This window comes from Psychrobacter sp. YP14 (assembly GCF_003209315.1).
GTDB lineage: Bacteria > Pseudomonadota > Gammaproteobacteria > Pseudomonadales > Moraxellaceae > Psychrobacter > Psychrobacter raelei.
Genome location: NZ_CP029789.1, coordinates 1171209 through 1183920, shown reverse-complemented (window position 1 = coordinate 1183920; position 12712 = coordinate 1171209). Strand labels below are relative to the sequence as shown.

The 12712-nt window shown below is 39.7% G+C and carries 6 protein-coding genes, 2 tRNA genes and 1 pseudogene; 5 read left to right on the top strand and 4 right to left on the bottom strand.

The features are described 5' to 3' along the window. Positions 1-36 precede the first annotated feature (36 nt). Positions 37-1230 carry a signal recognition particle-docking protein FtsY gene (gene ftsY / locus DLE54_RS05095; RefSeq protein WP_110816469.1) on the bottom strand — a complete coding sequence of 398 codons (1194 nt, stop codon included), beginning with the start codon at positions 1228-1230 and terminating at the stop codon, positions 37-39. A gap of 211 nt (positions 1231-1441) precedes the next feature. On the opposite strand from ftsY, the gene DLE54_RS05090 reads away from it, so the two are divergent. Both DLE54_RS05090 and DLE54_RS05085 read left to right on the top strand, forming a co-directional pair. Next, positions 1442-1517, top strand: a tRNA-Val gene (locus DLE54_RS05090). 56 nt (positions 1518-1573) lie between these two features. Next, positions 1574-1650 (top strand) — tRNA-Asp (locus DLE54_RS05085). Positions 1651-2304: 654 nt separating this feature from the next. Here DLE54_RS05085 and DLE54_RS05080 read toward each other — a convergent pair. Next, positions 2305-3594: a 5-methylcytosine restriction system specificity protein McrC gene (locus DLE54_RS05080; protein ID WP_110816468.1), complete on the bottom strand. Its 1290-nt coding sequence runs from the start codon at positions 3592-3594 to the stop codon at positions 2305-2307. Then, positions 3587-5530 (bottom strand): AAA family ATPase, encoded by a 1944-nt coding sequence (locus DLE54_RS05075; RefSeq protein ID WP_227535555.1) that lies wholly within the window; start codon positions 5528-5530, stop codon positions 3587-3589. The genes DLE54_RS05080 and DLE54_RS05075 overlap by 8 nt, the downstream gene beginning before the upstream one ends. A 168-nt stretch (positions 5531-5698) precedes the next feature. Between DLE54_RS05075 and DLE54_RS05070 the strand changes: the two genes are divergently transcribed. The 3 genes from DLE54_RS05070 to DLE54_RS05060 all read left to right on the top strand — a co-directional run bounded on the left by DLE54_RS05070 (position 5699) and on the right by DLE54_RS05060 (position 11842). After that, on the top strand, positions 5699-8530 hold the full coding sequence (locus DLE54_RS05070) for a DEAD/DEAH box helicase family protein (protein ID WP_110816467.1): 2832 nt from the start codon (positions 5699-5701) through the stop codon (positions 8528-8530). Continuing rightward, the gene (locus DLE54_RS05065) at positions 8527-10230 is read left to right on the top strand and encodes a restriction endonuclease subunit S (protein WP_110816466.1); all 1704 of its coding nucleotides are present in this window, start codon (positions 8527-8529) and stop codon (positions 10228-10230) included. The genes DLE54_RS05070 and DLE54_RS05065 overlap by 4 nt, the downstream gene beginning before the upstream one ends. A gap of 79 nt (positions 10231-10309) precedes the next feature. After that, on the top strand, positions 10310-11842 hold the full coding sequence (locus DLE54_RS05060) for a type I restriction-modification system subunit M (RefSeq protein WP_110816465.1): 1533 nt from the start codon (positions 10310-10312) through the stop codon (positions 11840-11842). Between the two features lie 165 nt (positions 11843-12007). On the opposite strand, the pseudogene DLE54_RS05055 reads toward DLE54_RS05060, so the two are convergent. Beyond that, a pseudogene (locus tag DLE54_RS05055) lies at positions 12008-12226 on the bottom strand (alpha/beta fold hydrolase); the annotation flags it as partial. Positions 12227-12712: the final 486 nt, after the last annotated feature.

Sequence of the window (12712 nt, the reverse complement as noted above, 5' to 3'; positions counted from 1 at the left end):
GAGTAAAGGTTACTTTTTGAGATAGACACAAGCCTATTATTCATCGGTTTCAAACAATGCAGCCACAAACTGCTTCGGACTAAAGGCACGTAAGTCATCAATAGACTCACCCACCCCGATATAGCGAATCGGAATGTCTGTGGTATTGGCAATGTTAAATACCACACCACCTTTGGCTGTGCCGTCAAGTTTGGTGATGGTAATGCCGGTTAGGGGCACCGCATCGTTAAAGATTTTGACCTGATTGATGGCGTTTTGGCCAGTACCAGCATCTAATACAATCATGCCCTCGTGCGGCGCCGTGGGATCAGATTTGCGCATGATGCGGACTACTTTTTCAAGCTCAGCCATCAGGTGAGTTTTGTTTTGCAGGCGGCCAGCTGTATCGGCGATTAATACATCGATATTTTTGGCTTTGGCAGATTGCATGGCATCGAAGACCACTGACGCACTGTCTGCGCCATGACCTTGCGCCACAACCGGAATATTATTACGCTCACCCCAAACCTGTAACTGCTCGGTGGCAGCGGCTCTAAAGGTATCACCGGCAGCTAACATGACCGACTTGCCCTCGCCTTGCAATCGCTTGGCCAATTTACCAATGGTGGTGGTCTTGCCTACCCCATTGACGCCTACTACTAAGATAACAAAAGGTTTTTTACTGGTATCAATGATCAGCGGGGCCACTTTTGGCTCAAGAATCTCAACCAGCTCTTTTTGTAAGGCTTTATATAAAGAATGCGAATAAATCAAATCACCGCGGGCGGTCTGCTCGGTTAAACTTTTGATAATCTTATCAGTCGCTTCTACCCCAATATCTGCCACCAACAGCTGATCTTCTACTTCCTCAAGTAGCTCATCATCAATCTCTTTACCACCGATTAAGATATTGGCCACACCCTCTGCCAAATTCTTACGCGATTTAGATAAGCCTGATTTCATGCGTGAGAACCAACCGCCACGCTTTTTGTCCTCTTTTTGCTGCTCACTTTGTGTCAGCGTCTGAGCGACTGGCTCTGGCGTTGAGGTTACTGAGCTGGCAGTGGTAGATGTCGAGGAGACTGGGTTAGGTTTTGTGTCTGCGGCGGCCTGCACCACACGAGGGGTCTCGATAATAGGTATGTCTTGCGGCTCAGCCAAATCCGGCAACGTGATGTCATCATCGTCCAATTCATCTAAGCTACCATCGAGGTCAATGACCACGCGGGTCGGATTATTTGCATTATTCATGGGCGTCTCTTATTTTATTTACAGTTATGGTTTTGCATGTGTCATCATGAGATGCAGTATTTAATTACCGCGTAGTTTACCATATCTGCCCCAAACCAGGATAAATCCCCTTATTTAGCCCACTAAAATCAAAATTTTGAATTTTCTCCACTTTTTTGCAGAAAAAATTTGACACATATTGATATATGTATATAATACGCTCCTACATTCAGGGTGATTAGCTCAGTTGGTAGAGCGTCTGCCTTACACGCAGAATGTCGGCGGTTCGAATCCGTCATCACCCACCACTCTTTATAGAGTACCACTTTTTTAGAAAGTGGCTAAACATTCTAAAGCGACCTAAGCAGCGGTAGTTCAGTTGGTTAGAATACCGGCCTGTCACGCCGGGGGTCGCGGGTTCGAGTCCCGTCCGCTGCGCCATATTTTAAAACTTAGTGTTTAAAACAAAGTTTCAACCTCAAGTATTTATACTTGAGGTTTTTTTGTGTTTATTGGTTCTACACTTACCTCTTTTCATCCCTTTATCTATACAGTCTCATCGTAGTTTTAGAGATTCAGACAAACTCTCTCCCATTTTAATTTAGTAAGTACTGGCTTGGATTTGATTTAAGAAATGGTTGTTAATTAATCTTAGTTACTAATTAAGCTAGTCTACGATGACCAATCGCTCAGTGACCAAATGGTGACCATTTTGTGACCAAAGTAGAAATAATATGGGGGTGGATTGCACTCCCGATTTTTTCTATTGAAGTTAGTACTATCAGATTATTTTATCTTGAAAAAGCACTACAAAATATTGATACTTTTTTAATGGTTTTCAACCGATGGATGATTCAGACATCGTTATATCCATAATTTAAAAATGTGGATATTTACTTTTTCTCTTGGTTGTGCAAGATGAAACAATGTAATTGATCATATTTTATCTTATATATATGTAAACAATGTAGCTATAATCTCAAGGCAGTTAAAAATTTATAAAGCTTTATTAAACTTAGACTTTAAGCAATAGCAAGATTCAAAGGAAATCCTCTAGGTCATTTCCTAATTACAGACTGAAATATTGACAAACGTTTAAGACGTTCTAAGCACTGGCATGGCAATCGGTACTTTATAAAACTTAGTAAACTGCTCAATAGGTGTTTCTGTTAGCGTCTCAGGAAGTTCTTTCTTACCGCTTTGGTCGGTATAAATAATGACGCATCCTACCACATTGTTTTCTCGCTCAGCTTGAGTTGCAAAGCCTAATCTATTCAAAATCTTATGATCTCTTGCATAGCCACTAATCTGCCTAATATCATCCGAGTTGTAATCATGATTTTGATATAAAGGCTTATATTTAGCATCCATGATTAGTGGTGTGTTGTCCTCCAATAAGAGAAAGTCAGGTTCTCCATAATTGCCTTTTGCTTGAAAAACTATCTTATTGCCATATTTGTCTTTTAATAAACTTAAAACATATAGCTCGAAAAGCTTAGACATGTCTATCCAAAATGGAGGGACTGAGACCCTACTCGAATTAGTACTTTCAACCTCGCTAATATGATAGCCAAAACGCTTGAAGATAATTTTCGATAAATCCAGAGCTTGCTTATACTCTTTATAAAACGAATTATATTTTGTCTGCTTAAGCGCTTTCAAATCGACTTTATCTGCTACATTTTCAAAAGCAGGCGTACAAAAATCAATGAGTGATTTAGTAAGTTTATTGTAGGCAGGATATTTTGCAAAATAACGTCTCACAAAGCTTAAAGTGTGGTTTAACACTCTATTCTCTATACTATCAAGACCAAATTCATCATGCTGACAATAGGTATTGATTGGCTTATTCTGAACTAAGTTCTTCTTAATATTTTTAGAGGTCAACACCCTGCCTTTAATTTTACTGGCAAGATTATGCTCAACTTTATAGTAGGACTTTTTAAGACCTTTTATGACGATGTGTTTTAACGTATGCAAAAACTGTAGCATTATTAACGGTGTAATTAAGTCCATCTGCTGATCAACTTCAATAAAAGGCTGATTGAGCTTTATCTCATATAGCTCCTTTGCATGACTTAGAGCATCTACATGAGATAAACTGGCGTGCAGCATACCCAAATAGTCAACCTGTTGACCTAGACTATTTACTTTAGGAGCAACATAAATAGCCTGCTCATTTTCAATAAGCCAGTCCGTGCCAATATAGTAAGACATGCTCAGCGTCGTATTTTCTACATCACGTCTTACTTGAACACAGGGTTTCTTATCGTTGTTTTGAAAGAAGATTGTCTTAACTGATGAGCCATTTAGTGAGTTAAAGGTGACAACATGATGTTCACGAATAATGCCATCACTTTCGATCGAAAGAATCAATTCAGACATTTAATCCCTCGACAACGTCTCTAGCTGAGTCCAATAACACGCCATCTTTAATGTACTCAAACAAAATAGGTTTAATTTCATAGTCGAGCTTATTTTTTAACTCGATGTAGAATTCTTGCTCTGGCATATCTTTTTTAGAAGGAAGAAAGTAACTATGCCCTAGTTGAACATCACTGGCATTAAAATCAGAAGATAAATGCCCACCACTATCTGTCTTAAATAATGCTTGTACTTGCTTGAATAACGCTTTTGCTTTAGCAAAGTTAATAACTTCAACTGAAGGAGGAACATCATAAAATGCAAACCGTCTACGAATCGCATAATCGATATGACCAATTGATCTGTCAGCGGTGTTCATTGTGCCGATAATGTATAGGTTCTTCGGTAGAGTAATATTTCTTTCTGAACTATGTGACTGCCTATCCTCATCGTCTTTATCTAAAAGCTCATACATGGATTCGACAGTCTCACCACGGTATTCGAGTGCGTATATTAGCTCGCCTAACACTGATGGTAAGTTAGCTCGATTGATTTCATCAATAATAAGGACATAGTTGCTGTTTGGATTTTCATAAGCCTTTTTAGCGAATTGAGCGAGAACTTTATTTTCGACCTTGTAGTGTATGTTGCCATCTTCGTTTGTTTTAGCCACAACTCCTCGAACGAAGTCTTCGTAGGTATATGCTGGATGGAATTGAATGACTTTATATTCTCCCTGAGTCATAACTTCGTCTGATTCTGACAGACGCTCACCGTCTTTTAAGTTAAAATTATTCCATATAAGACCTGCAAACTCATTGACCGTTATATCTTTGTTAAACTCCTCTTTTTTGTCATGATAAATTGCGTATAGCTTTTTATTTTTTTCGATTAAGTTCATTTTACGGTCATAAGCACCAAATAACTTCAAAGCATGATTTAATGAGTTTTCACTGTTTATAGGAAAATATTTATCTGGATAGTAGCTATTGAGCACTTTTAGCGTAAAACTTTTGCCCAACAATGCTATTGATGCCTCTAAGTCAGTTTCTTGAACTAACTTATCTAGCTGACGGGCAATTACTTGCATGGCGGTTTCTGCATCTATATTGTCACCAATCTTTTTATTGATAACATACCCTTCTTTATCTTTACTCCAATATATTGGATAGTTGTTGGAGCTCCCTGGAGAAAACTTCCCTAAATCTTCAAGTCCCCTTTCAATCCACCAACAAAAAGAGTCGTTCTTTCCGTTACCAATTGGAAAATCGTCTAATGTCATGCTTCCTAATGATTCGACAGGAAAAGCATTTTGAAACTCTGTAAGTAGTTTTTTAAACTTAGTACGATTTGATTGCACTGTATCAGTTGAAGAGTCAAAGCTTTGCACCAAATTATCCAAAATATCTTGTGGTTTACCTTTTTGCTCTATATGTGTTAAATCTTCTGCGACCAATTTAGCTAATCTGGTCTTACCTGTGCCAGGTGGCCCTTGAAGGATAACTTGGTGTTTGTATTTTAATAGCTTAGCAACTTCATTTATTTGAATCTTATCCATAGCCATCCCATACCATTTTCTTATTGATTTATTAGTTTTGGCACTACTATTCATATCGCACTTAGTGAGCGTTTTTCTACCTGCTACGTATAGCTTGTATTCAGAATGATACCAATCAAGTATTTCAACTTTACGTCGCCTTTCAAACCAATCAAAGTCTTTGTTAGGATTTTCTCTATATTCATACGCTCCTATAACTTTTACTAATGCTATTGGAGTTTCTCCTCTCTTAATAGCTACAATATCTCCAATATGCATCTCATTTTGAAAACTAAGTTGCTGTGCTTTTCGCTTTTCTTTCCAGTCACCTAGACCAATATATTTTGTTTTTTCTAAAACTTCCCGCTCTAACCCCCAACTATCATTATCAGGATGTAACTGCATATGCCAAAAATTCATCTACCGTCCTTATTTGTTATCACTTATATTTTAATTGGGCAACTTACATTTATCTTAGCATTAATACTATATCCAATGCGCAAGCAATCGTCGCCTTATTAGTTTGGCATTACGATCAGTTTTCCGCTATATTTAAGTATTAAAATAACTCTTAAAATCAGTAACCTTATGGCTAACCAACGTCCCGAAGACATCGCTCGTGATAATATTGACCGTCAGCTTAAGCAAGCAGGATGGGTCGTACAAAAGTTAAAAGACTACAACTCTAATGCAGCTTTAGGGGTAGCAGTGCGTGAGTATCCAACAGATACTGGTCCCGCCGATTATGTGCTATTTATAGATAGAGAGCCTGTCGGTATTATTGAAGCAAAAGAAGAAAATTACGGTCAAAAAATAACGACTGTTGAAGAACAAAGCGAGCGCTATGCCACCAGCGAGCTCAAGCATATTGATGACGCTGACATTGCCTTTCTGTATGAGTCTACTGGGATAATCACACGGTTTACCAATCGTAATGATCCTTATCCTCGTGCACGTGAAGTCTTTAATTTTCATCGGCCAGAAACCTTGCAAACATGGTACGACGAAGGTAAAAACACGCTACGCAAAAAACTTCGTGACATGCCACCACTTAATCCAAACAGCCTGCCAGCATCAGAGCTTGGTTTACGAGAGTGCCAAGAGCGAGCCATTACCAATTTAGAGCGTTCTTTTTCAGAAGCACATTTGCGAGCGCTCATCCAAATGGCAACGGGCGCTGGCAAGACCTATACCGCCATTAGTGTTATGTACCGTTTGCTCAAATATACAGGCAAACGGCGTATTTTATTTTTGGTAGATACCATCAACTTAGGCGAGCAAGCCGAACAGGAGATGATTGTATTCTCTCCGCAAGACGACAACCGCAAGTTTACTGAATTATATAATGCTCAAGTCATCACCTCGCCACACATTCCGTCAGGGGTTCAGGTATATGTGTGTACCATTCAGCGCATGTACTCCATGCTAAAGGGTGAGCCATTTGATGACTCGTTAGAAAAAGAAAGCTTAGAGGTGTTTGAGAAACACATCAAAGAGCCACTACCTGTGGTTTATAACCCAGATATTCCTCCCGAGTTTTTTGATTTTATCTTTATTGATGAGTGTCATCGCTCTATTTATAACTTATGGCGACAAGTACTCGATTATTTCGACGCATTTTTGATTGGTCTGACGGCAACACCTGATAATCGCACCTTTGGATTCTTTAATCAAAATGTGGTGAGTGAATATACCCATGAAGAGGCCGTTGCCGATGGCGTTAATGTGGGCAATGAGGTGTATTTAATCGAGACAAAGATTACCAAAGAAGGTGCAAAACTAACCGCACATGAGCTAATAGAGCATAGAGAAAAGCTAACTCGCCGTAAGCGCTGGGAGCTACAGGACGAAGATGAGGAATACAACGCAAAACAACTCGATAAAGGCATCGTCAACCCTAGCCAAATACGCACCATTATCAGGGCCTTTAAGGACAGCTTACCCGTTATCTTCCCTGCTCGTGACGAAGTACCTAAAACTCTTATCTTTGCCAAAAGTGACAGCCATGCCGATGACATTATCAATATAGTACGTGAAGAATTTGGTAAGGGTAACGAGTTTTGCAAAAAGATTACATATAAAACAAAACAAGACCGAGTAGATGACAATGGTAATGTGACCGAAGAAGGCGAAGCCGCCAAAACCGTGCTAGCGAATTTTAGAAACAGCTACAACCCCCGTATTGCCGTAACGGTGACCATGATCGCCACAGGTACAGATGTGCGTCCACTTGAGTGCTTATTGTTTATGCGTGATGTGAAAAGTCGCAACTTTTTTGAACAGATGAAAGGTCGTGGTACACGCACACTGGATAAAGAAGGTCTACAGAAAGTGTCGCCCAGTGCTAAAACGGCTAAGACACATTATGTTATCGTTGATGCCGTTGGTGTGACCAAATCGCTAAAGACCAGCAGTAGCCAATTAGACACCAAAAAATCAGTCAGCTTTCGAGATTTGGCGATGGGTGTGGTCATGGGTCAATCGGATACGGATACGGTCAGCTCACTTGCCAGCAGGCTAAAACGGCTTGATATTGCCTTAGAGCCTGAGCAACATAAAGCTTTAGAGATGTTTACCAATGGCATTCCATTAAGCCATCTAATTAAAGAGCTATTTACAGCGATTGATGCCGACTTAGTACATGAAGCTGCCTGTGAGCTTGAAGGGATAAGCAATGATGGAACGCCTAGTGATAAAGCGGTTAAAAAAGCGCAGAAAAAACGGGTGAAAGAAGCCAGTCGCTGGTTAACGGGCGAGCTAATTACCCAGCTTGAAGAAATACGCCGTGAAAACGAGCAAAAGATTGATCATTTAAACCTCGATGAGGTGACAAACCTTGGTTGGGATACCGACCAAACAGAACAAGCTGAGCATATCGTCACACGGTTTAAAGATTATATAGAAGCCAATAAAGACAGCATCACCGCTTTGCAGATATTATATAACCAGCCTTATCGGCGTCAGGCATTAAGCTTTAAGATGATTAAAGAGCTGTATGACGCTATTCAAGCCAGTAAGCCGCCATTGGCTATATTCAAGGTGTGGCAAGCGTACTCTATGCTTGATGGTGTGACTTCTAAAAGAGTGGATGACGAGCTGATTGCTTTGGTCAGTTTGGTACGCCGTGTGATTGGGATTGATGATAAACTAATGCCCTTTGATAATACTGTCCGTAAGAACTTCCAAGATTGGGTGTTTGCGCACAATGCCAGAAGTAAAACGCCCTTTACTGAGGAACAAATGCAATGGCTACGGATGATACGTGACCATGTAACGACCTCGTTTGCGATAATGCCTGATGACTTTGAGCTAAGTCCATTTAATCAATATGGTGGCTTAGGGCAAGCGTATGATGTATTAAGCGAAAATTCCGATTTTGATAATTTACTAGACGAAATAAATATTGAGTTGATTGCATGATAAATGAAGAAACTTTAGGTGAAAGTCGCAACTGGGTAGAAATACAGTTGCATGAAATTGGAGAAGTTGTTACTGGAAATACTCCACCTACTAAACATTCTGAAAATTATGGTTCAGACATACCCTTCATAAAACCGCCTCACCTTCAGAATAATATCATAAATAAAAGCGATACCTATTTATCAAAAATAGGATTAACTTCTGCCCGATTACTGCCTGAGAACTCTATTCTAGTCTCCTGTATTGGTAATTTAGGTAAAACCGCTTTGAACAATGTACCTGTTGCCACTAATCAACAAATTAACTCTATTGTGCCAAGTCAATATTTGAATTCAAAATTTATTTTCTATCAAGTTCAATCTAGTAAATTTATAAACCAGTTAGAAGCAAATGCTTCAGCCACTACTATTCCGATAGTTAATAAGAGTAAGTTTGAAAAGCTAAATATATCTTTATGTTCTCTTAACGAACAAAACAGAATTGTAGATAAAATTGAAACCCTATTTTCAGAAGTAGATGCAGGTATTGCAAACTTGACCTTAGCGAAACGGCAACTGGAACAATACCGCCAATCACTACTACAACATGCTTTCGAAGGTAAGCTCACGGCAGAGTGGCGTAAAAATTATGCTAAGCATACTGGTAAGTCGTTACCCACAGCTGACGAATTATTAGAGCAAATTCAAATGGCACGACAAGCCCATTACGACCAGCAAATTAAAGAATGGGAAAAGTCGGTTGAAGCGTGGGAGAAAGAAGGTAAGAATGGCAGAAAACCTAGTAAGCCGAAGCAAATAACTAATATAGCCAATGTTGATAAAACAGAATTAAATGATATTTTACCTGATTGCTGGTCTGAACATTTCTTAGAAAGTTTATCAACCATCTCAGGAGGACTTACCAAAAACTCCTCCAGAAAAACTCTTGAAGAACAAGTTCCTTATCTCAGAGTAGCGAATGTATATGCCAATGAACTTCGGTTGGATGATATAACTTATATAGGTATCAAAGAATCTGAAAAGCCTAGAGTGCTTTTACAGAAGGGCGACCTTCTTATTGTGGAAGGTAACGGTAGCATTGAACATATTGGCAGGGTTGCTCTTTGGAATGGAGAGATAGACCCTTGCTATCACCAAAATCATCTTATCAAAGCAAGAACTTTAAATAATGTAGACCCTCATTATATCCTGTACTTTCTAATGTCACCAATTGGCAGAAAAAGAATTGTTAAGGTAGCCAGTTCTACAACTGGACTTCATACATTGAGCTTATCAAAAGTATCAAATCTTATTATCCCTTTCACTAGTCTAGATGAGCAAAAAGAAATTGTTAAACAGCTTGAAGAAAAATTATCAGATACAGACAGGTTAATTATTGATATTGATAACCAGTTAATCAAAGCCAATCTCCTAAAAACCTCAATTCTCCACAAAGCTTTTCAAGGTAAGCTTGTACCACAAGATCCTAATGATCCACCTGCCAGCGAATTGTTAGCGCAAATCAAAGCTGAACGGGAAGCTCAAGCCTTGGCAGAACAGCAAGCCAAAGACGCTAAGAAAAAGAATAAAGCAACCTCTAAACGCACCCCTAAAAAGAAAGCTAAAGTTAAAACCAAGGCAACAGACGCTCAAGGTAAATCAGCCAAAATAGACACGGATGACGCAACGACAGAGCAAGGGCAAATTAAGCTACCGTTATAAGTGAGCTCGACATAGACTATGCCCGCTGTTCCTTATACCTTTATATTAAACGACATATTGTTAAATGAGATAACCACCCATGAGCAAACCTTCTACTACTCCCAATACGTCTACTGTTACAACTAATCAGCACGACCAAACCAGCTCTATCGTCTCTAAAGTTTGGAATTTTTGTAACACCCTTCGTGATGACGGGGTCAGCTATGGCGATTACCTAGAACAAATCACCTATCTTATCTTTTTAAAAATGGCTTATGAATACAGCCTACCACCTTACTACCGTGATACAGGTATCCCCGATGGCTTTGACTGGACGAGCTTAACCAACCGTACAGGCGCTGAGCTTGAAAGCCACTATTTAAAGTTGCTACGTGAGCTTGGCAAACAAAAGGGGCTACTGGGGCAGATATTTACCAAAGCGTTAAACAAAATCCAAGACCCTGCCAAGCTTGCTCGCCTAATTGACATGATTGACAGCACTAAATGGACAAGGCTAGGCACAGACGTAAAAGGCGACATTTATGAGGGCATCTTAGAAAAAAATGCGGAAGATACTAAGTCTGGCGCTGGGCAATACTTTACCCCACGCCCGCTAATTCAAGCCATTGTCGAATGTATGCAGCCTGGTCCAAATATCACTATTGCTGACCCTGCGGCGGGTACGGGCGGATTTTTATTAGCAGCCTACGATTACATTGAGCAAAATCATAATCTTGACAAAGAAGAAAAAGAAAACCTTAAAAAGAATACATTCTCAGGTAATGAAATTGTCGCAAACACTCGCCGCCTTTGCTTAATGAATCTATTTTTACATGGTATCGGTGAGATCGATGGTACAAGCCCTATTAGCTCTGATGATGCCCTTATTGGGACAAATGGCAATAGTGTGGACATGGTGCTTGCTAACCCACCATTTGGTAAAAAAAGCAGTATTACAGTCACCAATGAAGATGGCGAACAAGAAAAAGAAGACTTTGTCTATAACCGTCAAGACTTTTGGGCGACTACCTCTAACAAACAGGTGAACTTTTTACAGCATATTTATACAATGCTAAAAGCCAATGGTAAGGCGGCTGTTGTGCTGCCTGATAACGTAGTGTTTGAAGGAGGCGCTGGCGAGACAGTACGTAAGAAGCTGCTAGAAGTAACCAATTTACACACTATATTACGCCTGCCAACAGGTATCTTTTATGCAAATGGTGTTAAGGCGAACGTTTTATTTTTCGATAATCATCCTGCGCAAGAAGAGGCTGTCACTAAAGAAGTATGGATTTACGACTACCGTACCAATGTGCATCATACGCTTAAGCGTAAACCGATGACGCTAGAGCATTTGCAAGACTTTATTACTTGCTACAATGCAGATAATATTAACGAGCGCACCGAGACTTATGACGCTGAGACCAACCCAAATGGACGCTGGCGTAAATATAGTATTGAGGATATCAAGAAACGTGATAAAACAAGTTTAGATATTTTTTGGCTAAAGGATGATTCATTAACTGACTTAGAGAACCTGCCTGATCCTGAAGATTTAGCCAGCGATATTATTGATAACATTGAGGCTGGGCTGGCAAGTTTTCGAGCAGTCTTGGATGAGCTTGAGGGTTAAGACGATTATTACTTTTAGCGTGTATTTTAGTATTAAGAGTAAGGATCTTTAATGGAGCTGTTAGGCTGGTGTTGGCGGACTTGAAAGACAAGAAATTAAAGCTATTGATTAGATTATAGAGACATTCAAATCTACAGGCTTATTGGATGTGAACATGTGAACCGCCCCGGAATTATCAAACGCCACAACGTGATGTGTTTGGGCGATACCATCCATAATGCGAGGATCCCAATTGTCTAAAACCGCTGCCAAATGGTTTAAAAATATGATGGGTGTGCCACCACTTTGCTGACCATAATCACGATAGGCAAAGCCAATGTCATCTGCACTGATAAATTCAGTAGGTACTGTTGCCCATTGATAGAGCGATGTGTGTACTGACATTAAGTGTCTCCTATGGCGTGTAAATCAAATCTTAAAATACAAGTCACTAATAACAGAAAAGCCACTACTAAAAAAGCTGCTACTAAAAGAATAGTGAATATAGTACAAAAATTTTCAATAGTCACTATCTTTTTAGTAGTAACCAATCCCATTTTATATTACTATCTTATTACTCATTGACTTCCTCCCCTCGCTAAACCTAGGGGATTCCTACAGCTAGACGGTTAAGCCCGACCGCAAATCTTAGAGGTGGCTACCGCCTTGCAATTCACACCTTGCATCTAAGATTCTTATTTCAAACTAACCCTACCGTTAAGATTGTCTGTTGACACGAGCTAGTTTGAGGGTGTGTGTGGAATACCATCGACCAGTCAAGACACTGCGTACTCGCAATTTATACTTGTCTTAGCTGTTTTTTGTAGATGGTTTAACTTTATAGCTGATTGATTGTAGCAACCTTGTCGCCTTATATCCACCCCTTGAAGT

Bases quoted from the DNA above. Each gene is read 5' to 3' on its own strand.
- ftsY (WP_110816469.1), bottom strand. From the start codon at position 1,230: ATGAATAATGCAAATAATCCGACCCGCGTGGTCATTGACCTCGATGGT.
- DLE54_RS05080 (WP_110816468.1), bottom strand. From the start codon at position 3,594: ATGTCTGAATTGATTCTTTCGATCGAAAGTGATGGCATTATTCGTGAA.
- DLE54_RS05075 (WP_227535555.1), bottom strand. From the start codon at position 5,530: ATGAATTTTTGGCATATGCAGTTACATCCTGATAATGATAGTTGGGGG.
- DLE54_RS05070 (WP_110816467.1), top strand. From the start codon at position 5,699: ATGGCTAACCAACGTCCCGAAGACATCGCTCGTGATAATATTGACCGT.
- DLE54_RS05065 (WP_110816466.1), top strand. From the start codon at position 8,527: ATGATAAATGAAGAAACTTTAGGTGAAAGTCGCAACTGGGTAGAAATA.
- DLE54_RS05060 (WP_110816465.1), top strand. From the start codon at position 10,310: ATGAGCAAACCTTCTACTACTCCCAATACGTCTACTGTTACAACTAAT.